We start from the raw sequence: 21,248 nt of genomic DNA on the forward strand, positions 1-21,248 counted from the left end.
TTCTCGGTACGGATGTCAGTCGACCTCAGTCGTAGACCGACTTCTCCGGCCGCCGCGCCAGCACCGCGATCGGCGGCGCCCAGCGTTCGCCGCGCGGCTTCTTGCTGGTGACCAGCGTGATCTCCGAGGGCTCGAACACCTCGACGTTGTGCGTGATCGGCGTCGTCAGCAGGTACTGCGCCCGCGTGCTCTTCAGGAAGTGGCCGACCAGCTGGATGTTGCGCACGTCCAGGTGGGCGAAGGGCTCGTCGATGAAGACGAAGCCGCCGGGCGCGTCGTCGTCCTTCATCAGTCCGACCAGCAGGATCAGGCTCTTGAGCACCTGCTGTCCGCCTGAGGCCTCGCCGTCGTTCATGCCGACCTCGCCCTTGCCGTCGAAGTTGAACTTCACATGCAACCCAGCCTGCGCCAGCACCGTGTCGTCGTTGTCCAGGTGCGGCAGCTCGGCCTGCGCATGCACGCCGGCGAGCTCGCCCAGCTCCTGCACGTTCTTGCGGTAGCGCCGCACCGTCGCGCGCAGCACGTCGATGTAGCGCTCGCGCGCGTTGAACGCGGCGATGCGCGCCATCTCGTTGCTCGCGCGGCGGTCGTCGAGCTGCGTGGTCTGCTCCAGCACCGCCATCTGCATCCGCGCATGGCGGTCCTGCACGCCGGGATCGGTCTCCCACACGCCGGTGTCGAGCTCCTGCTGCACGTGGCGCGAGGCGATCTCCGCCTGCTTGGCGTTCTCGAATTCATCGCGCAATGCGCTCAGGCGCATCGGATGCACCCAGGCCGCGGGGAACTTCGCCCGGGCCTCGCGCGAGGCCTTCGCCGTGGCGATCAGATCGTTGCGCCGGGTCGCCCAGTCGCGCTCGGCGCGCGACACGTTGTCCTCGCTGGCCTTCAGGCTGGCCTGCGCGCCTTCGTAGTCGCGCTCGGTGCGCGACGCCGCCGCCACCGTGCGGTCGTGCTCCTGGTCGAGCGCGCCCATGCGCGTCGCCGCCTCGATCCGCGACTGGCGCAGGCCCGGCAGGCGCGCTCGCGCCTCGGCGAATTCCTCGGAGCGTTCCACCAGTTCCTGCGCCGCCTTGTGGCCCTGCGCCGCGCGCTGCGCGTCCTTGAGCTGGCGCTCGATCTCGAGCTGCTCCTTGGCGAGCTTGGACAGCTCCAGGTCGTAGCGCGTCAGCTCCTTGTCGAGCGAGGCACGGCGCGTGTCCAGCGCGGAGTCGCCGAACTGGTACTCGCGCGGCTCGACCCACAGGCTGCGGCCGCCGCGGCCGTCTCGGTAGTAGGCCTCCGGCGTGATCCATTCGCCGCCGGACTGCGCGCCCTTGTCGGTGTCCGCGACGCAGCGGATGGACGCCAGCTGCCGAAGCAGCCAGGCCGGCGCCTTCGCGTTGAACTTGAGCACGGACATCAGGCTGTCCTTCGGGCTCACCGTCGGCGCGAACTCGCCGTCGGCCACGACGTAGTGCCGGTAGCGCTCGCGGGATGCCAGGCGGTAGGCCTGGCCCTCGTCGCTCGAATGCGCGAGCACCACGACCCAGCGCGACGGCCGCAGGAAGCCCTCGGCCGCGGCGCGCCACTGGTCGTCGGCGATGTCGATCGCGTCGGCCAGCACGTGATGCGCGATGCCCGCCTCGTCCAGCGCCTTGCGGAAGCGCGTGACCTCGACCGGCGGCGGCGGCAGCCGCTGTCCGGTCAGCTCGTCCATCGCCGCCTGCGCCTTGCGCTGCTGGTCGTTCTGGCGCGTGAAGCTCTCGCGAAGCTGGTGCTGGCGCGTGCCGAGCTCCTCCAGCTTCGCGGTCAGCGCCGCGCCGTCGGTCTCGACCGCGGCGAGCGCCTTCAGGTCCTCCTCGCGCTTGGCGAGCTGCTCCATCGGCCGCTCGCCGTCACGCGCCGCCTCGAAGGCCTGGCGTGCTTCCTTTCGCTGCGTCTCCAGATCGGACAGCTTGTCCCTGGCCGCTTCCTGCGCCTTGAACAGCGCCAGCAGATGCGCGCGCTTGTCGCTGATGCCGCGTTCGTCGGAACGCGCGAAGAGCCGCTGCCGGTGCAGCTCGCGCAGCTGCTGCGCGGTGCGCTGGCGCTGCTCGCTCCACTGCATCACGGGCACGACCTCGGTCGAGAGCCGTTCGCGCTCCTTCACGCGCAGCTGGACCTGCTGGTAGCTGTTGACGCGGTTGGCCAGGTCCGACAGCTGCGCCTGCGCGTGCGACAGCTCATGCGTCGACTGGTCGACTTCCTTGAGCAGCTGCTGCTGGTGGTTGCGCGCGAGCTCGTAGCGGTCCAGCACCTCCTGGTCGCCGAAGACCTCGAACACCAGGCGCAGCAGCTCCTTGGGCGACAGTTCGCAGAGCCGGTCCGTCTGCCCCTGCTCCAGCGCCAGCACGCGGCCGATCGCGCGCGTCAGGCCGGCGGCTTCCAGGCGCTTCTTCCAGGCCTCGATGCCCAGCCAGTCCTTGTCGGTCTTGGTGTCGAGCTCCTCGATCTCCTGCACGCCGTCGACCAGCGTGTAGCGGCGCACCCAGTCGCCGCCCTGGCGCGAGATGCGGCAGGCCAGCGTCACCTGGTCCGAATACAGCAGCGAGCTCGCGAACGGCCGGCTGCTGTTCTGGCGGTTGCGCGGACGGTTGTCCACCAGCGCGCGCAGCCAGGCGTGCTCGGCGTTGGCGTGACGGGCGTAGGTCTTGTAGGTCCGGCCGCCGGAGCACTCCAGGCCCAGCAGCGTGCGCATCGCGTCGAGCAGCGTCGTCTTGCCCGAGCCGTTGGGCCCGGCGATGGTGATGATGTTGCCGTCCAGCGGCATCGACACGCGGCGGCAGTAGTCCCAGTGCAGCAGTTCCAGGGATTGCAGGTGAAACATCAGGCGTCGCTCAGATCGGATTCTTCGTTGTGGCGGGCGGCCAGGATGGCGGTGAGCATCGGGCCGGCTTCGCCGTCGGTGCTGCGCGCGAGCACGTCGGCCAGCGCCCCGTCCAGGATGCGCGGGGCCAGCGTGTCGTAGTCGAGCAGCAGGTCCAGCAGCGGGCCTTCGCAGATGTCCTCGCCCTTGCGGGTGATGAAGCCCTGGCGCTCGAGCAGCTTGAGGTTGGAATCCAGGCGCATCTTCTTGCCCAGCTGGTTGCCGAAGTCGGCCAGCAGGCTGCGGTAGGACAGCGTGGGCGCGCTGCTCGCGGCGCTGGGCAGCGGCTTGTCCTTGGAGAACATCTCGCCCTGCCCTTCCGCGGCCTCCTCGGCGCGCGCGAGCTGGCGCTGGCGCTTGGGCAGCACGATCAGCGACCACACCACCACCAGCAGCGCCACGCCGTCGCGCGGCAGGTCGAGGTTGTTGTTGGACGCCAGGCCGGTCTCGCCGAACACGGCGACCTCGGCCGGGCGCAGCATCGCCAGCGTGATGTGGTCCGCGTAGACGTTGTCCACGACGCGCAGGCCGACGGCGGCCACGCGCTCGTTGACCGCGCGCCAGAGTTCCTGGTCGATCAGCGCGCGGCGCACCAGCGGCTGGTTGCGCGGCAGCCAGCGGCGCGCCAGCAGTTGAGCCGCCAGCTGGGCGGCGTCGTCGAGTTGATTGCTCATGCCTGGGAAGCCTGGGAAGGCGTGTCGGCATCGATCGCCGCCGGGCTCTGCGCGTCCGGAGACGGCGTCGCGTCGGCGATCGATGCGGGAGATTCGGAGGAATCGGGAGCGGCCACGGCCTTGCGGCGACCGCGCTTGGGCTCGGCCGGCTCGGGCGGGCGCCACTTGGGTTCAGGCTCGGGCTCGACCGGCGGCTCGACCCCGGTCGAGTGCAGCACGCCCTGGCTCATCCAGCGGACGTACTCGTCGTCGATCTCGCCCTGCTGCGCGGACCAGCGCACGCGCCACGGCTGGCGCGCCATGTCGCCGGTCGCGCCGGCCAGATGCTGCGCCTGCACGTCGCCGAGCAGCGGCAGCAGCTGCGCGCGGTAGGCCGCACGGGCGTAGCTGCCGCCGAGCACCGCCGGCCGCAGGTCGTTCGTCTGCACGCTGTCGCCAGTCCACAGGCCCAGCAGCGCCTGCAGCTGGTTCATCTCGGGCGGCAGGCTCATCACGGCGAGCTCGCCCTCGGGCGCGGCCAGGCCGCTGGGCAGCGGCTCGGGCGTCGGCGGCACCGGACGGTCGCGTTCGAACTCGGCCTCGCAGCCGTCCAGCAGCTCATGCTGCGCGACGAAGACCGGATGCACCGGCCGCGACAGCGCGCCCAGCGCGAGGTTTTCCAGGAAGGGGACATCCTGCAGCCAGCGCCGCACGTCCGTCGTCGTGATGCCGGTGGAACCCAGCGTGACGCGCTGGCGGTCGGCCTGCTGCAGCGCGCGGTTGAACTGGCTCGCCATCGCGAGCAGCCGCGCCTGCGCCAGGCCGAGCTCGCGCGCGAGCCGCTCCAGACGCGCGTTCCCGTCGTCCTCCGCCTGGCGGATGATCGCGGAGAGCGCCTCGCTGGCGCGCTCGACCAGCTTGAGCGCGCGCTCGAAGCGCATGCGCGCGCGGCGCAGGTGGAACTCGGAGCCGGACGCGATCGCGTCGGCGAACTCGTTGTAGAGCCGCGAGAGCTGCGCCAGCAGATGCTGCAGCTGCGCCGGCTCCAGCGTGCCGAGTTGCTGCGCGCCGGCCACGTTGGCCAGCAGGCCGGCCAGGTCGCCGTCCTCGTCCGCGGCCTGCCCTTGCGTCAGCGGCGACACCATCGCCATCAACTGCTGCGCGAGCGGCGTCACGCCGTACTGCTGGTTGGACGCATCCCAGGCCAGCAGCTGCGCGTCGCGCAGGCGCTTGAGCACGAGCTCCAGCGCCTCGTCGCGCAGCACGTGGAAGTGGCGGTTCAGGTCGTCGCGGGAAAGCCGCGACTGCGGCAGGCTCATCAGCTCGATGAACACCCACACGCGCAGCCGCACCAGCGTGGCCGGGCCGTGGAACAGCGCGCGCTGCGCGCTCAGCAGGGCCTCGTTGCGGTCCAGCTGCCACCACAGGAGCGAGTCCTGCGGGAGCTGACCTTCGCGGAAATGGTCTTCGAAAGAGGGGTCGGGGAGATCGTCGCGCAGAGCGTCGTCCACGCCTCCCGGGGTCACTGTCATGAAGGGGATTATCGCCCCTCGAAGACCCCTTCCCGGCCCGCCGTCACACGGGTGTCAGGGACCTGCGCATCAGGGTTGCCCCGGAGCCGAAGCTGGCGAGTTTCTCGATGAGCGCGGCGCTCAGCGGCGCCTCGGACGCCGCGAAGCCATGGCGCTCCCAGTACGCCCGCGAGCCCTGCACCGCGACCAGCGCGACCTGCGTCAGGCCCATGTCCTGGGCGCGATGCACCACCTGCTGCACCAGCTTGTGGCCCAGGCGCTTCGCCCGCCCCGCCGGTGAGACCGCGAGGTCATGCAGGTACAGCGTGCGAGGGGCGCGCGCCGGTGCGATCGACGGCGCGTCGAGCGCCGGCAACTGCCCGTCGTCGACCGGCAGGCTGACGACGTAGGCCAGCGGCTCGCCGGCCTCGACGGCCAGATAGGAACAGTGGAGATGGCGCGCCGCGTTCAGCTTGGCCACGAAGGCCTCGGCGCTTTCCAGGAACTCGGGCCCGTAGCACTGGGCCTGCAACGCGAGGACGTGCGGGACGTCCTCCGTGCCAATCACTTTCAACTGCAGCATCAGACGGATGAGCCGGCCGATCGCGCGTTCCAGTGGTCGGAGAAACCCGAGAAGAACGGCGTCAGCAGCGGCGTAAAGAGACAGACGAAGGCCAGGATGTTGAGCGCGACGCTCAACCAGAACACCCGCCGGAAAGCCGGCTTGGCGCTCTTGTGCCGCAGCAAGTGCTGTGCCAGCAAGGCGCCGGGCCAGCCGCACAGCAGCGCCAGGACATGCAGCGTCGATTCCTTGACGCGCCACTGGCCCAGTCGCGCCGCGCGCTTGTCCAGCGCGTAGACGATGAAGGTCGCGAAGCTCATCGCGACATAGACGCCCCACAAGCCCCGCGGCAACGGCCACGCGAGATGCGTCAACAGCACCAGCGAGGCAAAACCTGGCACCAGCCACAACGAAGCGCCGGTGTCGGCCGAAGAAGTCTTGGGGGAGGAAGAAGCGGAAGCGCCGCGCGCGGACGGCGCGGGCTTGGATCGCGTACCGGAGCGGGCCGCGTCGGCAGCACCGGACGACGGACCGCGCCGGGGCGCGGGGCCGGCGGGCGCCGGCTTGGGCTCGAGGCTCCGGACCTTCAGCGCGCGGGCTTTGCCCTGCGCATCGGTTCCGGGCTCGTAGTCGACGCGCTCGCCGACGAAGGGTCGGCGGGCGCGCAGGCCGAAGGCGCTGATGTGCGCGAAGCGTTTCGGTCCGCCGTCGGACGGCGCGATGAAGCCGTAGCCCTTCGCGTCATCCCACTGGACGATCCGACCCTCGACGCGCATCCCTCAGCGCCCCTCGTCCACCGAGCCAGAGGCTCAGAACTTGCGCGGGCCCTTGCGCGGCACGAAACCACCGCGGTCGCCGCGGTCGTCGCCGCCTTGCGGACGCGGGCCCTTGCTGAACGCCGGCTTGGCCGGACGGCCTTCGAAACGGTTGTCGTCGCCCTTGTTGAAGGCCGGACGCTCGGCACGCGGTGCGTAGCGGTCGTTGTTGTCGGCCGAACGGTCGAAACGCGGATCCGGACGACGCTGGTCGAAACCACCGCCGTTGCCGCCATGACCACCGTCGCGCGGCGCGTTGAAGTCGCGCTGCGGACGATCGCCGTAGCTGCGCGGTGCGCCGCCGAAGCCTTGACCGCCTTGCGGACGATCACCGAAACGCGGACGGTCGCCTTGCGGACGGTCGCCGAACGGACGGTCGCCTTGCGGGCGCTCGTTGCGATGCTCGAAGCGCTGGCCGCCACCGAAACCGCCGGGGCCGCCCTGACCGCCTTCACGGCGCTCGCCGAACGGGGGACGGCCTTGGCCTTCCGGACGCTCGAAGCGGGCGCTGTTGTCGAAGCGGTTGTCGTTGCCACGGTAGCCGCCGCCTTGCGGACGGTTGCCGCCGAAGCCGCCACGGTTGCCACCGTAGCCGCCGCGATTGCCGCCGAAGCCGCCACGGTCACCGCCGCGATCGCCGCGGTCGAAACCGGGACGCGACGGGTAGATCTTCGGCTCTTCGTTGCGCGGCTCCAGGCCTTCGATGCGCGAGACCGGGATCGGCTGCGTCGTGAACTGCTGGATGCGCTTGATCATCGAGATGTCGCCACGCTCGGCCAGCGTCACCGCGATGCCGGAGCGGCCGGCACGGCCGGTGCGGCCGATGCGGTGGACATAGTCCTCCGCCTTCATCGGCAGGCCGAAGTTGATGACGTGCGAGATCGTCGGCACGTCGATGCCGCGGGCGGCCACGTCGGTGGCGACCAGCACGCGCAGGTCGCGACGGCGCAGGGCCATCAGCGTGCGGGTGCGCTTGCCTTGCGGCATGCCGCCGTGCAGCGCGGCGACGCGGTGGCCGATGGCCTCCAGCTGTTCGGCCAGCCACTCGGTGTCCTGCTGGGTGCTGGTGAAGACCACGGCCTGGTCGACGTCACGCAGACCCAGGATGTGTTCCAGCAGCTTGCGCTTGTGCTGGCCGTTGTCGGCCCAGTGCAGGCGCTGCTCGATGTTCTCGTGCGAGTCGGTGTGGCCCGACACGTCGATGCGCTGCGGGTCGCGCATCAGCTGCGAGGCCAGGCGGCCGGTGTTGCCGGCGAAGGTCGCGCTGTACATCAGCGTCTGGCGCTCGGCCGGGATCTGCTGGGCGACGAAGTTGATGTCGTCGATGAAGCCCATGTCCAGCATGCGGTCGGCTTCGTCCAGGACGAACATCGTCACGTTGTCCAGCTTGCAGCGGCCGCTGTTTATGTGGTCCAGCAGGCGACCCGGGGTCGCGATCAGGACGTCCAGCGGGCCGCTCAGCGCGCGCAGCTGCTGCGCGTAGGGCATGCCGCCCAGCACGGTGGCGACGCGCAGGCCCTGGATGTGACGGCCGTAGGTCATCGCGGACTTGGCGACCTGCATCGCCAGTTCACGGGTCGGGGCCAGCACCAGCACGCGCGGGCCGACGGTCCGGGTCTTGTTGTTGGCGGCGGTGCGCTCGGCACGCGCGTTCAGCACCTGCTGCAGCGCCGGCAGGATGAACGAGGCGGTCTTGCCCGAACCGGTGCGCGACGAGACCATCAGGTCCTTGCCGTCGAGCGCCGGCGGGATCGCCTGCGCCTGCACTTCGGTGGTGTTCTCGTAGCCGGAGTCCTTGACGGCGCGCAGCAGCGCGTCGTGCAGGCCCAGGGCCGAGAACGGGGTGCCCGTGGTCGGCGCGTCGGCGCCGAGTTCGCCGGCCTCGATGGCCAGGTCGAGTTCGCCGTTCAGCGTCTCGTTGGTCTCGTTGGTCTCGTTGGTGTCCAGGGTCTGGGCGTCGGCGTTCTTGTCGTGGTCGAAACTCATCTGTCTTTGCATTCCAAAGGTGCACAGCCGGGCCGACGCCGTCGAAACGGAGTCCGCGCCGGAGCGCCTGGTCGCCGCGCAGGATCGATGTGATCGCGGCTGAACCGTGATGTCGCTGGGAGAAAGCTCGCGTCGATCACCAGGAAAGAAAGACACATGCACGGCGCGGTTGCAGAACAACCGCCGTGGTCGGCATGAAGGGCCTGGTGAGGCGCCGGGGAACAGTCAAAGCGACGGCATCGCCGCCGACCGAACCCGAGGGCATGCAGTGCGCGCTCCCCGTGGCGGGAAACAGCTTCGGCGGAGAGCCGGAGCCTGCGTGGGAGTCCGTTCGGATGCCCGGCGCAGCGGTCTGCAAGAGGTCAGAGGAGACGTACGAAGCACCGCCAGAAGCGGTGAAGCCCACGACTATAACAGCGTTCGGGGTTTTCACCTAGCAGATCATTGCAGCGCGCGCTGGAGAGGCGGCGACGGCCGTCGCCGCCGAGGTCGAGATCGAGGTCGAACGACCTTTACAGCCCTTCGAGCAGCGTCGGAAGCACCGCCATCAACGCGTCGAGTTGAGCGACGTCCAACCAGGCGGGCGCGCTGTCCAGCCAATCCGGGAACACCACCCCATCGCGCTGCGCGCGCAGCACGGCCGTGTCGAGCGAGTCCTCTATCAGCAGCAGCGCCGACGGCACGCCGCAGGCGTCGCCGCCGCAGGTCGCCTCGACGCGTCGCGCCAGGACGGCGGGCTGCCACGGCAGGTCCGCATGGACGAGGGCGAGGCGATCACCCGCGAGCTCGCCTTCGTCCAGGCTGCCGAGCGCGTCATCGCTGGCCAGCAGCACGCCGGCCTCGGCGCCACGCCAGGCCGACAGCACCGCCTCGCGGACCGCGCCCGTATCACCGGCGCGCAGCCGCTGCGGCGGCAGGCGACGCAGCTGCGGGGACATCGCCAGGCTGTCCAGCAGCGTCTCCGAGCGCGCGCAGATCACCAGGCGCGCGGCGGCCGGCACGGTGGCCTGGATCCACTCGCGACGCAGCGCGAGCACCGCCTCCGCCTTCGCGGCCAGCGCCTGGCGCGAGGTGGGGGGCAGCAGCGCGAGGGCCTCCAGCAACTGCTGCTGGTCGGCGCTCGACAGGAAACGCAGCGCCGTCCAGCGTTCGACCAGTTGGCGGAGCTGCTTCAGCGGTGCGGCCGGCAGGCTGCTGCCGCTCGAGCCCGCGCCGTCCAGCCACAGCGGCGTCAGCAGCGCCGCGGGCATCTGCTCCTCCAGCTCGCGCTTGCGACGCGACAGCAGCACCGGCTCCAGCGCATCGCGCCTGACCTTCTTGCCGGCGTCGTCGGGCAGCACCCTCAGATCGGACAGCGGGCCGCGACGCATGTCGTCGAGCCAGTCGACCCATTCGCCCAGACGGGCGTCACCGAGCGGTTCCTCGTGCGCGATCAGCAGCAGCTGGGCGGCCGGCAGCGCGCGCAGCGCGGCCAGGCGATCCGCGCCCATCAATTCGATGCCGTCGACGATCAGCAGCGCGGGCTGCGGCTTCGCCGGCGGCGTCGCCGTCACGGTCACGGACTTCGCGTCGTCGCCGAGCCAGCGCTTCAGATCGCGCTGCCAGGCGGCATGCGCCGCCTCGGGCGCGATGACGACGGCGGGCTTCACGCCGAAGAGCGTCGCCCAGAGCTGGATCGCGGCGATGGCGGCGCCGCGCTGGCCGAGCCCGAGGTCGTCCGAGATCAATGCGCGGCCGGCGCAGACGGCAAACAGCGCGGCCTCCCAGGCATGGCTCGGCAGCTCATCCCGCAGCAGCGCGCGCATCGCGGCGCCGTCGGCCATCAGCGTTTCGAGGCGCGACACGCGCGCCTGCGCATCCCGTCCGCAGGCCAGCTGCGGCCACACCGGCGCATCGACGCGCATCACGACGCCCAGCGCGCGGGCGTCGCTCAAGACCTGTTGCAGCCACGCGTGGCCGCCCTCGGCGCGGCGGCGTCGTTGATCGTCCAGACCCGCCTGATCGCGCAGACGCTGCGGCACCTCGCGGCCGCAGACCCACTGCAGCTCGCGTTCATCGCCGGGCACGAGCCAGACCTCGGCTTCGCGCGCCGGCCAGCCGGCATCGAGCGCCGCGTGCTGGTGCCCGTCGAACAGCGACAGCAACTCGCCGCCGTGCTCGCACGCGCCTTGATCGCGATAGTCCGCGCAGTCGCAGCGCCAGGTCTTGCGTCCCAGCAGGCGGACGTGGAAGGTGCCGCCGGTCTCGCCGTCGCGCAGCTCGTAGTCGCCGAACACGCCGTCGTCCTCGCGCGGGCCGAGCGTGAAACGCGGCGGCTCGGGCGGCACTTCCTCGACGACCGGCTCGGGCTTGGGGTTGCGGCGCCCCTTGCGGGCGGGCACGGAGTCGACGGAGTCCTCGTCGACCGCGATCACGGACTCCGCCGGAGGCACGGGGGCCTCCGCAAACTCGTCGACCTCGACGAGGTCCACCGCGGCCTCGGTCGCTTCGACGACCGCCGCCTTGGGCGCGGCGCCGCGTTTGCGCGACGACCGCTTCTTCGCCGGTGCGTCGGCGTCAGCTTCGATAACGATGGCGGCGGCGATGGCGGTGGCGGTGGCAGCGTCGTCGCCGGCGGGCGCATCGGCGACCGCCGTGGGCTCGACAGGGGCCGCGGCCTCAGGCGCAACGTCAGTCGCCTTGGCACGGGGGGTGCGCTTTCGCGCGGGCCTCGGTGCCGCGTCCGTCGGGGCAGCTGCAGCGTCGGCCACCGGCTCGATCACCGGGTCCACGACCACGTCGGTCGCGGCCGGCACGGCCGTGGCATCACCCGCCTTGGTCTTGCGCGCCGCGGGGCGGCGTCGTTGGGAAGTCGTCGTCATGGGAGTCCTCGTGTCGCAGCCGCACTTCACGCCAGCCGCGGACACCGTTGAAGATGGCGAGCGCATGCGCCCGCCGCAGATCGTCCAGGGTCAGCCGCGCCTCGCGCAGCCGACCCTGTTCCAGCAATTCCTCGCGCAGCGTGCCGGGCAGCAGGCCGGCCTCGGCGCGCGGCGTCAGCCACGGCCCGTCCGGCGCCCGTTGCAGCGCGAGATTGGTCAGGCAGCCCTCCGTGAGCTCCCCGTCCCGGTTGAACAGCAGCACGTCGAAACAGTCCGCCGGCTTGGCGTCCAGGAAGGCCTGGTACACCTCGCGGCGCGTCGTCTTGTGCTGGATGAATTCCGCCGCCGGACCGCGCGTGTCGATGGGCGTCCGGGCCAGGGCCACGGTCAGCGGCTCCGGCCTGTCGGTCGGTGCCGGCAGGGCCTGCACCATGTCGTTGAAGGTGCCGTCGCGGGCCAGGGTGAGCCGGACCCGCCACGCGCCCTGCGGATGGCGCCGCGCGATGTCGACGAGGCGCGCCTTCGCCGCGTCCGCCGACCACGTGAGCCCGAAGTGCCGCGCCGTGCGCTGCATGCGCGTCAGATGCCGGCCGTCCCGGGCGAACTCCCCGTCCTCCAGCCGCATCGTCTCCAGGGCCTCGACGGGCGCCAGCGCGCGTGTCAGGAAGCGGACCTTCGCGCGCCATTCATCGATCTCGTCGCGCGGCTGCGAGTCCAGGGTGATGCCGCTGCCCACGCCGCATCGCAGCGCACGCCCCGTCTGTTCGACGGTGCGGATCGGCACGTTGAAGGTCACCGCCCCGCCCGGCTGCAGCAGCCCGAGCGCGCCGCAGTACCACCCGCGCGGCCCCGGCTCCAACTCGTCGACCACTTCCATCGCGCGCTTCTTCGGCGCGCCGGTGATGGAGCCGCAGGGGAACAGCGCCGTCATCACGTCGTCCAGCGCGAGCCCGCCGCGCGTGACCGCGCCTATCGTCGACGTCATCTGCCAGACCGTCGGCAGCGCGTGCAGCTCGAACAGCCGCGGCACGCGCACCGAGCCCGGCACCGCGACGCGCGACAGGTCGTTGCGCAGCAGGTCCACGATCATGAGGTTCTCGGCGCGCTCCTTGGCGCTGGTGCGCAGGTGGGCCTGCGCGGCCTCGTCGCCGGCGCGGTCGCGGCCGCGCGGCGCCGTGCCCTTCATCGGCTGCGCCGACAGCAGCCAGGTGTGACTGGCCTGCGGCGTCTCCGGCAGCGGGCGCCAGTCGAAGAAGAGCTCCGGCGAGACACTGGCCACGGCGCTACGGGCGATGTCATCGCCGCTGCCGTCTCCGGTCCGCAGGAACATCGAGAACCCGCCCGGCTGCGACGCGTGCAACGCGAAGAAATAGGCCACCTCGTCGAAGCCGTCGAGGGCCTCGGCGCCCAGCCGCGTCGTGAGGTTGACCTGGTAGCAATCGCCCTGGCGGATGTACTCGCGGATGCGCTCGACCTGCGCCTGCTCATCGGACTCGTCCTGCGTGTCGCGCCACGCCGTCATCGGATGAGCGCGCGACGCGCCCTGCGCGGCGAGCGCTTCCGGCCACGCCTCGGGCGCGTCGTGCCAGACGTGGAATTCCGCCAGCGGCGCCTCGCCCGCCGGCCGCGTACGCAGCACCGCATCGAGCGCCCCCGCCGCCTCGTAGCGCAGGCCGCCCAGCACCCAGGCGCCCGCGCGGGCGGCGGCATGCGCCAGCCGCAGCACGGCGCGCAGGCGATCGGGATCGCGCGCGATCAGGCGCTCGGCCGGCGGCGCGAAGAAGGCGCCACGCAGACGTTCACCGTCCTCGCGCGCCAGCGGATGGCGCGGAAAGTCGAAAGCCGCCCACAGGTCCTGGGGGCGGCGCGGGGCGGTCATCGGGCCAGGCTCAATCCAGCTTCAGGAAATGCTCGCGGTAATGGAGCAGTTCATCGATGGACTCGTGGATGTCGGCCATGGCCGTGTGCTTCTGGGCCTTCTTGAAGCCCTCCATCGCGGCGGGCTTCCAGCGGCGCGCCAGTTCCTTGAGCGTGGACACGTCCAGGTTGCGGTAGTGGAAGAAGTCTTCCAGCTTGGGCATGTAGTTGGCCAGGAAGCGGCGGTCCTGGCAGATCGAGTTGCCGCACATTGGCGACTTGCCCGCCGGGATGTAGGCCTTCAGGAAATCGATGACCTGCTGTTCGGCGTCGGCTTCGGCGATGGTCGACGCCTTGACGCGGTCGATCAGGCCGCTCTTGCCGTGCGTGCCCTTGTTCCAGGCGTCCATGCCGTCGAGCATCGCGTCGGACTGGTGGACCGCGAAGACCGGGCCCTCGACGCGCACCGTCAACTGCGCGTCGGTGACGACGACGGCGATCTCGATGATGCGGTCCTTGTCCGGATACAGGCCGGTCATTTCGAGGTCGATCCAGATCAGGTTCTGGTCGTTGAGCGGCAGCACAGGATTGGCGCCGGCGCCAGCGGCTGGGGCGGCGGTGGTGTCGGTGGTCATGGGGTTGTCCTTCAGGTTGGGCGCGATTGTCGCCGAGTCGGGCCCCTCTACACTCCCGTCCATGCAGATCTCTCCCGCGGCGTTCGCCGCCGCTCCAGCGCCTTCGGTGCTGAGCCACTCCCCGTTGATGCTGACCGCGGCCTTCGTCGCCGCGGTGATGCTGTCCTTCCTGGTCCGGCTGTGGCTGTCGTCGCGGCAGATGCGCCATGTGGCGCGGCATCGCGGCGCGGTGCCGACCGCGTTCGCCGGGACGGTGCCCCTGTCGGCGCATCAGAAGGCGGCCGACTACACCGTCGCCCGCGGCCGCTTCGGCACGCTGCACCTGGCCTGGGACACCGCGCTGCTGATCGGCTGGACGCTGCTCGGCGGACTGGACCTGCTCAACCAGTGGATGCTGTCGTGGCGCCCCGTGCTCGGCGACATGGGCTACCAGCTCGGCCTGCTGGCCGCGTTCTCCCTGCTGGCCCGCGTGCTGGACCTGCCCTGGACGATCTACAACACCTTCCGGCTGGAAGAGCGCTTCGGCTTCAACCGCACGACGCTGAAGCTCTTCCTGGTCGACGGGGTGAAGGGACTGGCGGTCGGCGCGCTGCTGGGCCTGCCGATCGCGGCGCTGATCCTGTGGCTGATGGCCCAGGCCGGCAGCCTCTGGTGGCTGTGGGGCTGGGGCGCGTGGATGGGCTTCAACCTGCTGATGCTGGTGATCTATCCCACCGTCATCGCGCCGCTGTTCAACAAGTTCAAGCCGCTGGAGGACCCCGTGCTCCGCGAGCGCGTCCAGACGCTGATGGCGCGCTGCGGCTTCGCGGCCAAGGGTCTATTCGTGATGGACGGCAGCCGGCGCTCGGCGCACGGCAACGCGTACTTCACCGGCCTGGGCGCGGCCAAGCGCGTCGTCTTCTTCGACACGCTGCTGGAACGCCTGAACCCGCCGGAAGTCGAGGCCGTGCTCGCGCACGAGCTGGGCCACTTCAAGCGCCGCCACGTGACGCAGCGCCTGGTGCTGATGTTCGCGCTGAGCCTCGCCGGCTTCGCGCTGCTGGGCTGGCTCAGTGCGCAGACCGGCTTCTACCTGGGTCTGGGCGTGCGGCCCAGCCTGGAAGCGCCGAACGACGCGCTGGCGTTGCTGCTCATCATGCTGGCGCTGCCGCCGTTCGCGTTCTTCCTCACGCCGCTGATGTCGCTGTGGTCGCGCAAGCACGAGTTCGAGGCCGATGCCTACGCCTGCGCGCAGGCCAGCGGTGCCGACCTGTCCAACGCGCTGCTGAAGCTGCACGAGGACAACGCCGGCACGCTGACGCCGGACCCGGTGTTCGCACGCTTCTACTACTCGCATCCACCGGCCAGCGAGCGGCTGGCGGCGATCGCGTCGCTCGCGAGGCAGGCGATGCCGCACGCGGCGTCGACGCCGACGGGGCACGCGGCATGAGCAAGGACATCCAGACCGGTCTGGTGGTGCGCGGTCACGGGCGCCACTACGTCATCGAGGACGGCGAGGGCCAGCGCATCCACTGCCTGACCCGCGGCAAGAAGAGCGACTGCGTGGTCGGCGACCGCGTGCGCTGGCAGCGCAGCAGCGACCACGAGGGCGTCATCGAGAAGGTGGAGCCGCGCCGCAACCTGCTGTTCCGCCAGGACGAGTGGAAGACCAAGAGCTTCGCGGCCAACCTGGACCGGCTGCTGATCCTGGTGGCGGTGGACCCGCAGTTCTCCGAGTCGCAGCTCACGCGCGCGCTGATCGCGGCGCGCAGCGCCGGCATCACCGCCGACATCGTGCTGAACAAGACCGACCTGCCCGGCGCGGACGCGGCGCGCGAACGCCTCGCGCCCTACAAGGCGATGGGGCAGAACGTGCTGGAGCTCAGCTTCAAGGGCCGTCCCGAGGAGGCGAGCGACACGCTGCGGCCGATGCTGAACGGTCAGGCGACGCTGGTGCTGGGCCCCAGCGGCACCGGCAAGAGCACCCTGATCAACCTGCTGGTGCCGGATGCGAAGGCGCAGGTGGGCGAGATCTCGGTGGCGCTGAACTCGGGGCGCCACACGACGACCACGACGCAGTGGTACTGGATGGATGCAGAGCGCCAGAACGCGCTGATCGACTCACCGGGCTTCCAGGAATTCGGCCTGCGTCAGATCGTCGCGGCCGAACTCGCGAGCTACATGCCCGATTTCCAGCCGTATCTGGGCGAGTGCCGCTTCCACAACTGCAGCCACCGGCACGAGCCGGGCTGCGCGGTGCTGGTCGCCGTCGAGGCGGGGAAGATCAGCCCGTCGCGCTACCGCATCTACGACGAGCTCTGGGACGAGCTCAGCGCGCCGCCGAAGTATTAACTTCAGCGTTCCAGACGCGGATCCGCGTTGGGGACTTCGCGGACTTCCGCGTCGATCACTTCACCCTGCGGCGCACGGCCGCCCTGCATGCTGCCCATTCCGCCCGGCCGGAAGGCTTGCGAGCGGAACTGCGCCGCGCGCTGGAACGTGGCCGTGTGCAGCGTCGGTTTGCGACCGCGGATCAGACTCCACAGCAGCACGACGCCGAAGATCACCAGCCCGGCGGCGAGCACCACCAGGAACAGCAGGATGGAAGCCGCCGCCAGCACGAGGCGGGCAGCGATCGAGAAGAGCGTGGAGAGAGCGTTCATCGGTCCTTCAGATCGGGGCGATCGCGCGGTTTCAAGTGCGCGCGACACCCCGGTTATCAGCCTCGTCCAATGTAGGGCATCTTGGTGGCCATGACCGTCAGGAACGGCACGTTGGCCGACAGCGGCAATTCCGCCATGTAGCGCAGCGCGCTGGCGGCGTGGGCGACATCCATCCGTGGTTCGACCATCGTCTCCCCGTGCGCCTGCGGCACGCCGTGCACGAAGCGCTCGGTCAGGTCGGTCGCGGCGTTGCCGATGTCGAGCTGGCCGGCGGCGATGTCGTGCTTGCGGCCGTCCAGCGCCAGCGTCTTCGTGAGGCCGGTGATGGCGTGTTTGGTCGCGGTGTAGGCGATCGACCCCGGCCGCGGCGCGTGCGCCGAGATCGAGCCGTTGTTGACGATGCGTCCGCCGCGCGGCGACTGCCGCTTCATCAGCCCGAAGGCCGCGCGGGCGCACAGGAAGCTGCCCGTCAGGTTGATGTCGACGACGGCACGCCAGGTCTCGATGCTGAGCTCGTCGATGTCCGACGCGGGCGCGCCGCGACCGGCGTTGTTGAACAGGAAATCGAGCCGGCCCCAGCGGCGCTCGATCGCGTCGAAGGCGGCGGCGACCTGCGCCTCGTCGGCGACGTCGGTGGGCAGCACCAGTGCGCGCTCGGGCGCGAAGGCGGCGGTCTCGCGCAGCATGTCGTCGCGACGGCCGAGCAGCGCGACCTGCCAGCCGGACTGCATCAGCGCCTGCGCGGCGGCACGGCCGATGCCCGAGCCGGCGCCGGTCACGGCAGCGAATCGCAGCGTGGAGGGCATCGCCGTGGCGAGCGGGACGACCTCGGGCGAGGCGGTCACGTCGGCAGCGACGGTATCGAGGGCGGCGTGGGCAGAGTCCATCCCCGCATCATAGGGAGCACCGGCAGAGTCGGCTGATGCGGGGCTGAAGCCGCGGCGCGCTCTGCGCCCGCGGTCGCTGCACGCCTCGCCGCCTGGAGCGGCGTCGGCCACGACAGGCGGATGCCCGATTGGATGTCGAGCTCGCTCATCGCGCGAGCAGCCCGAGGGCGATGCCGGCCGCGACACCGACCAGCACCGCGAGGCGCTTGACGTGCGTATACCGGTCGTAGCAGCGAATGGTGTTCATCTCGTTCTCCGGGGCCGCGGGTGGCTCTTGCGGCGCGGAACGAATGATTCCCGGGGTAGCCCCTGGAAAAAAGCCGGCTGCGACCAACCCGTGCCGTGCCGCGACGAACTGCGGCGGAGCGCGATGAATGACATCCACCGGAAGGGTTAACCCCAAGAACCAGGGGCCCCTTCCGGAACCCCGGCCTCAGGCAGGGATCAGTCCCCTGCCCTTCAGCATCGGCTCCACGCTCGCATCGCGGCCACGGAAGGCGCGGTAGGTCGCGCCCGGCTCGCGGCTGTCGCCGACCGACAGGATGTTGGCCAGCACCGATTGCGCGGTCGCGGCGTCGAACGGGTCGCCCGCTTCGACGAAGGCCTCGAAGGCATCGCAGTCCAGCACTTCCGCCCACAGGTAGACGTAGTAGCCGGACGCGTAATAGCTGCCCGAGAACAGATGCTGGAAGTGCGTCAGCCGGTGGTTCATGCCGATCGCCGGCGGCAGGCCCAGGCGCTCCAGCGTTTCGCGCTCGAAGGCGACCGGGTCCGGCACCTCGGCCTGCTCCTGGCCGTGCAGCGCCAGGTCCACCAGCGCCGACGCGCAGTAGCGCACCGTCTCGTAACCCTGGTTGAAGGTCGCGGCCGCCTTCAGGCGGTCGAGCAGCGCGTCCGGCAGCGGCTCGCCGGTCTTGTAGTGGCGCGCGTGCTGCTTGAGCACCGCGGGCTCGGCCATCCAGTGCTCCATCAGCTGCGACGGGAGCTCGACGAAATCGCGCAGCACCTGCGTGCCCGACAGGCGCTCGAACGACACGTCCGACAGCAGGCCGTGCAGGCCGTGGCCGAACTCGTGGAACAGCGTGCGCACGTCGTCGAAGGACAGCAGCGTGGGCTCGCCCGGCGCGCCCTTGGCGAAGTTGTTGTTGTTCAGGATGATCGGCAGCGCGTCGATCCCGTTGCGGGCCTGCCAGCGCAGCGCGTTCATCCAGGCGCCGCTGCGCTTGGTCGGACGCGCGAAGTTGTCCTGGACGAAGATCCCGCGCAGCGAGCCGTCGGGCCGCTGCACCTCGTAGACCTTCACGTCCGGGTGATAACCGGCGACCTGCGGCTGCGCGACGAAGCGCAGGCCGTAGAGGCGGGACGCGCAGTCGAACATCGCCTGCACCATCGCGTCCAGCGGGAAGTAGGGCTTGACCTCGGCCTCGTCGAGCTGGAAGCGCTGCTGGCGGACCTTCTCCGCGTACCAGCGCCAGTCCCAGGCCTCGATCGTCAGCTCGTGGCCGAGCTGCGCGCGGACCTCGTCGAGCATCGCCCGCTCACGCGCGGCCGCGGCCTTGGCCGGTTCCCAGACCTGGTCGAGCAGCCCCTGCACGGCGGACTGCCGGCCGGCCATCGTGTCGGCGAGCGCGTAGTCCGCGAAGCTGCGATGACCGTGCAGCGCGGCCTGCTCGTGGCGCAACGCCAGCAACTCCCGCACCAGCGCGCGGTTGTCGGTCTCGCCGGCGATCTCGCCGCGGCCGACCCAGGCGCGCCAGGCCTGCTCGCGCAGGTCACGGCGTTCGCTGAAGGTCAGGAAGGGCACGATCAGCGAGCGCGACAGCGTCACGACGTGCACGCCCTCCTCCGTCTGCCCGCGGTCCAGCGCGGCCTGTCGAGCGGAGGCGCGGACGAAGTCCGGCAGGCCGACCAGCTCGGCCTCGCCGCGCAGCACCAGTTGATAGCTGCTTTCGTCCGCGAGCACGTTCTGCGCGAAGCGGGTGTTGAGCTCGGCCTGGCGCTCCATGATCGCGGCATAACGCGCGCGGGCCTCGCCCTGCAGTCGCGCGCCGGCACGGACGAAGTCCAGGTGCACGCGTTCGAGCAGGCGCAGCGACTCGGCCGGCAGGCCCAGCAACGCGCGCTGCTCATGCAGCCGCTCGACGCGCTCGAACAGCGCGGCGTTCAGGTAGATCGCATTCGTGTGCGCCGCCAGCGGCGCGGCCATGCGGCGTTGCACGGCCTGCAGCTCGGGCGAGCTGGCCGAGGCGCTCAGCGTCGAGAACAGGTGTTCCAGCGCGGTCAGCGCGCGGCCCGCGCGATCGAGCGCGGCCAGCGTGTTGTCGAAGTCCGGCGCCTGGGCCGACGACGCGATCGCGTCGAGCTCGGCGCGATGCGCGGCGAGCGCGGCCTCGAAGGCAGGTTCGAAATGCTCGGCGCGGATCGCGTCGAACGGGGGCAGTCCGTACGGACCGGTCCAGGCGGACAGCAGCGGATTGGCGTTCATCGGATCTGCCCCTTCCTCATCACTTCTTGTTCTGTTCCTTCTTGATCGCGATCTCGTCGGCCTCGTCGTACGAGCGGTTGCCGCACTTGAACTTCCAGTCGTTGCGCTTGTCGTTCAGGTCCTCGACGGCTTCGTTGAAGTCGTCGGCCATCTTCTGATGCGCCTCGATGCGGACGTTGAAGGCCTTGTTGCCTTCGACGCGGTCGTTGCGGGCCTTGTTGAAGGCGTCGATCTTGGGCTGCAGCGCGTTGGCGCGGGCCTGGTACTCGTCCTGCTTGGCCTTCAGCTCCGCCTTCTCCATCTTGGCGGCGCCGGCCTCGATCTCCGCGCCGAAGGCCTTCACGCCGTCGATCTCGGCCTTCAGGGCCGTGCTCTGCGCCTGCATGTCGGACTCGAACTTGTCGGACTCCGCCTTGGCGGCGCGCAGCTCGTCGCGCTCCTTCAGGACCTCGGCCTTCTTCTTGTCCAGCTCGGCGGCGGTGGCTTCGTTCTGCTGGTTGGTGTTCATGCAGGTGCGCAGCTCGTCGCGGGTCATCAGCTTGCCCTTGCCACCCTTGGTGGTCGTGGCGGCGGCCGGTGCGGCGGACGTGGCAGGCTTGGCGGCGGGCTTGGCCGGCGTGCTCGTCTGGGCGGAGGCCAGACCGCAGGCCAGCAGTGCCGCGACGGCGAGGGAGGTGCGAAGAATGTTCATGTCGTCTCTCAAGTCATTGCGCCGGATGGGCGCTGTCTCGTCGGTACGGACCGTCCGGCTCGCGACCGGTCCGCTCTGCGGGTCGGCATGATGCCACGACCCGGATAATGCGCCGCTTCAGATCGTTTCCGGCCCGCGTGCAGCCCGCACGGCGGGCCGTCCACCCCGAACACGACCGCTCCCCAGGCGGCACCCCACCATGGCGCTCAAGGCCACCATCCACAAAGCCCAGCTGCAGCTCTCCGACATGGATCGCCATGTCTACGGCGAGCACTCCCTGACCGTCGCCCGCCACCCGTCGGAAACCGACGAGCGGATGATGATGCGCATCCTCGCCTACGCGCTGAACGTGCCGGCCGACGACCTGCACGGCAGGCTGGAATTCAGCAAGGGCCTGTCCGACGTGGAGGAGCCGCCGCTGTGGCAGCTCGACCTCACCGGCCAGGTCGTGCATTGGATCGAGCTCGGTCAGCCGGACGAACGCCGCCTGCGTCAGGCGCACGGCAGAGCGGACCGCGTCACCGTCATCGGGTACGCGTCCAGCACGCCGGTCTGGTGGGCCGGCATCCAGAACAAGCTGCAGCGCACGCCCAAGCTGGCGGTGTGGCAGGTGCCGGCGGAGCAGGCCCAGGCGCTGGCCGCGCTGGCGGAACGCGGCATGCAGTGGCAGGTCAGCATCCAGGACGGGACGGCGTACGTCAGCACCGAGAAGGGCGCGGTGGAGATCACACCGAGCTTGCTGAAGGAACGCGAGGAGTAAGACCTGGAGTAAGGTGAGG

At 70.5% G+C, this 21,248-nt stretch carries 16 protein-coding genes; 3 read left to right on the forward strand and 13 right to left on the reverse strand.

Annotated elements, in window-relative coordinates; translation table 11 throughout:
* Nucleotides 1-25 precede the first annotated feature (25 nt).
* From ABE85_RS12065 to orn, 9 genes are all read right to left on the reverse strand, one after another.
* Complete coding sequence (locus ABE85_RS12065; RefSeq protein ID WP_067274519.1) at nucleotides 26-2,845, reverse strand: ATP-binding protein; 2,820 nt, start codon at nucleotides 2,843-2,845, stop codon at nucleotides 26-28.
* Complete coding sequence (locus ABE85_RS12070) at nucleotides 2,845-3,558, reverse strand: hypothetical protein (RefSeq protein WP_067274522.1); 714 nt, start codon at nucleotides 3,556-3,558, stop codon at nucleotides 2,845-2,847. The genes ABE85_RS12065 and ABE85_RS12070 overlap by 1 nt, the downstream gene beginning before the upstream one ends.
* Nucleotides 3,555-5,069, reverse strand: coding sequence for a hypothetical protein (locus tag ABE85_RS12075; protein ID WP_067274526.1), 1,515 nt, complete (start codon nucleotides 5,067-5,069; stop codon nucleotides 3,555-3,557). The genes ABE85_RS12070 and ABE85_RS12075 overlap by 4 nt, the downstream gene beginning before the upstream one ends.
* Before the next feature lie 43 nt (nucleotides 5,070-5,112).
* The gene (locus ABE85_RS12080; protein WP_067274530.1) at nucleotides 5,113-5,631 is read right to left on the reverse strand and encodes a GNAT family N-acetyltransferase; all 519 of its coding nucleotides are present in this window, start codon (nucleotides 5,629-5,631) and stop codon (nucleotides 5,113-5,115) included.
* Nucleotides 5,631-6,386: a cold shock and DUF1294 domain-containing protein gene (locus tag ABE85_RS12085; protein WP_067274534.1), complete on the reverse strand. Its 756-nt coding sequence runs from the start codon at nucleotides 6,384-6,386 to the stop codon at nucleotides 5,631-5,633. Before ABE85_RS12085 ends, ABE85_RS12080 begins: the two co-directional genes overlap by 1 nt.
* Nucleotides 6,387-6,419: 33 nt before the next feature.
* Nucleotides 6,420-8,411, reverse strand: a complete 1,992-nt coding sequence (locus ABE85_RS12090) for a DEAD/DEAH box helicase (protein ID WP_067274537.1) — start codon at nucleotides 8,409-8,411, stop codon at nucleotides 6,420-6,422.
* Nucleotides 8,412-8,923: 512 nt separating this feature from the next.
* Complete coding sequence (locus ABE85_RS12095; protein WP_067274539.1) at nucleotides 8,924-11,272, reverse strand: hypothetical protein; 2,349 nt, start codon at nucleotides 11,270-11,272, stop codon at nucleotides 8,924-8,926.
* Entirely contained in the window at nucleotides 11,217-13,151 is a 1,935-nt protein-coding gene (locus ABE85_RS12100) for a chorismate-binding protein (protein WP_067274542.1), read from the reverse strand. Before ABE85_RS12100 ends, ABE85_RS12095 begins: the two co-directional genes overlap by 56 nt.
* A 10-nt stretch (nucleotides 13,152-13,161) precedes the next feature.
* On the reverse strand, nucleotides 13,162-13,764 hold the full coding sequence (gene orn / locus ABE85_RS12105; protein ID WP_067274546.1) for an oligoribonuclease: 603 nt from the start codon (nucleotides 13,762-13,764) through the stop codon (nucleotides 13,162-13,164).
* A 127-nt stretch (nucleotides 13,765-13,891) separates the two neighbouring features.
* Between orn and ABE85_RS12110 the strand changes: the two genes are divergently transcribed.
* Nucleotides 13,892-15,193 carry a M48 family metallopeptidase gene (locus ABE85_RS12110; protein ID WP_409072586.1) on the forward strand — a complete coding sequence of 434 codons (1,302 nt, stop codon included), beginning with the start codon at nucleotides 13,892-13,894 and terminating at the stop codon, nucleotides 15,191-15,193.
* Nucleotides 15,190-16,095: a ribosome small subunit-dependent GTPase A gene (rsgA, locus tag ABE85_RS12115; protein ID WP_067274549.1), complete on the forward strand. Its 906-nt coding sequence runs from the start codon at nucleotides 15,190-15,192 to the stop codon at nucleotides 16,093-16,095. Before ABE85_RS12110 ends, rsgA begins: the two co-directional genes overlap by 4 nt.
* 2 nt (nucleotides 16,096-16,097) lie before the next feature.
* Here rsgA and ABE85_RS12120 read toward each other — a convergent pair whose 3' ends face one another.
* The 4 genes from ABE85_RS12120 to ABE85_RS12135 form a co-directional block, all read right to left on the reverse strand.
* Nucleotides 16,098-16,406: a hypothetical protein gene (locus ABE85_RS12120; protein ID WP_067274553.1), complete on the reverse strand. Its 309-nt coding sequence runs from the start codon at nucleotides 16,404-16,406 to the stop codon at nucleotides 16,098-16,100.
* Between the two features lie 56 nt (nucleotides 16,407-16,462).
* Nucleotides 16,463-17,212, reverse strand: coding sequence for an SDR family oxidoreductase (locus ABE85_RS12125; protein ID WP_067282557.1), 750 nt, complete (start codon nucleotides 17,210-17,212; stop codon nucleotides 16,463-16,465).
* Between the two features lie 514 nt (nucleotides 17,213-17,726).
* Nucleotides 17,727-19,778, reverse strand: a complete 2,052-nt coding sequence (locus ABE85_RS12130) for a M3 family metallopeptidase (protein ID WP_067274556.1) — start codon at nucleotides 19,776-19,778, stop codon at nucleotides 17,727-17,729.
* A gap of 19 nt (nucleotides 19,779-19,797) precedes the next feature.
* Nucleotides 19,798-20,469, reverse strand: coding sequence for a hypothetical protein (locus ABE85_RS12135; RefSeq protein ID WP_067274558.1), 672 nt, complete (start codon nucleotides 20,467-20,469; stop codon nucleotides 19,798-19,800).
* Nucleotides 20,470-20,668: 199 nt separating this feature from the next.
* Here ABE85_RS12135 and ABE85_RS12140 point away from each other — a divergent pair, with 199 nt between their 5' ends.
* On the forward strand, nucleotides 20,669-21,229 hold the full coding sequence (locus ABE85_RS12140; protein ID WP_067274560.1) for a YaeQ family protein: 561 nt from the start codon (nucleotides 20,669-20,671) through the stop codon (nucleotides 21,227-21,229).
* The last annotated feature ends 19 nt before the right edge of the window (nucleotides 21,230-21,248 follow it).

The sequence above is a fragment of the Mitsuaria sp. 7 genome, assembly GCF_001653795.1.
In the GTDB taxonomy this organism is placed as follows: Bacteria; Pseudomonadota; Gammaproteobacteria; order Burkholderiales; family Burkholderiaceae_C; genus Roseateles.

What these genes read in the sequence shown, in the direction of transcription:
- orn (WP_067274546.1), bottom strand. Translation starts at nt 13,764, where the DNA reads ATGACCACCGACACCACCGCCGCCCCAGCCGCTGGCGCCGGCGCCAAT.
- ABE85_RS12140 (WP_067274560.1), top strand. Translation starts at nt 20,669, where the DNA reads ATGGCGCTCAAGGCCACCATCCACAAAGCCCAGCTGCAGCTCTCCGAC.
- ABE85_RS12090 (WP_067274537.1), bottom strand. Translation starts at nt 8,411, where the DNA reads ATGAGTTTCGACCACGACAAGAACGCCGACGCCCAGACCCTGGACACC.
- ABE85_RS12130 (WP_067274556.1), bottom strand. Translation starts at nt 19,778, where the DNA reads ATGAACGCCAATCCGCTGCTGTCCGCCTGGACCGGTCCGTACGGACTG.
- ABE85_RS12075 (WP_067274526.1), bottom strand. Translation starts at nt 5,069, where the DNA reads ATGACAGTGACCCCGGGAGGCGTGGACGACGCTCTGCGCGACGATCTC.
- ABE85_RS12110 (WP_409072586.1), top strand. Translation starts at nt 13,892, where the DNA reads ATGCTGACCGCGGCCTTCGTCGCCGCGGTGATGCTGTCCTTCCTGGTC.
- ABE85_RS12125 (WP_067282557.1), bottom strand. Translation starts at nt 17,212, where the DNA reads ATGCCCTCCACGCTGCGATTCGCTGCCGTGACCGGCGCCGGCTCGGGC.
- rsgA (WP_067274549.1), top strand. Translation starts at nt 15,190, where the DNA reads ATGAGCAAGGACATCCAGACCGGTCTGGTGGTGCGCGGTCACGGGCGC.
- ABE85_RS12120 (WP_067274553.1), bottom strand. Translation starts at nt 16,406, where the DNA reads ATGAACGCTCTCTCCACGCTCTTCTCGATCGCTGCCCGCCTCGTGCTG.
- ABE85_RS12095 (WP_067274539.1), bottom strand. Translation starts at nt 11,272, where the DNA reads ATGACGACGACTTCCCAACGACGCCGCCCCGCGGCGCGCAAGACCAAG.
- ABE85_RS12085 (WP_067274534.1), bottom strand. Translation starts at nt 6,386, where the DNA reads ATGCGCGTCGAGGGTCGGATCGTCCAGTGGGATGACGCGAAGGGCTAC.
- ABE85_RS12100 (WP_067274542.1), bottom strand. Translation starts at nt 13,151, where the DNA reads ATGACCGCCCCGCGCCGCCCCCAGGACCTGTGGGCGGCTTTCGACTTT.
- ABE85_RS12080 (WP_067274530.1), bottom strand. Translation starts at nt 5,631, where the DNA reads ATGCTGCAGTTGAAAGTGATTGGCACGGAGGACGTCCCGCACGTCCTC.
- ABE85_RS12065 (WP_067274519.1), bottom strand. Translation starts at nt 2,845, where the DNA reads ATGTTTCACCTGCAATCCCTGGAACTGCTGCACTGGGACTACTGCCGC.
- ABE85_RS12070 (WP_067274522.1), bottom strand. Translation starts at nt 3,558, where the DNA reads ATGAGCAATCAACTCGACGACGCCGCCCAGCTGGCGGCTCAACTGCTG.
- ABE85_RS12135 (WP_067274558.1), bottom strand. Translation starts at nt 20,469, where the DNA reads ATGAACATTCTTCGCACCTCCCTCGCCGTCGCGGCACTGCTGGCCTGC.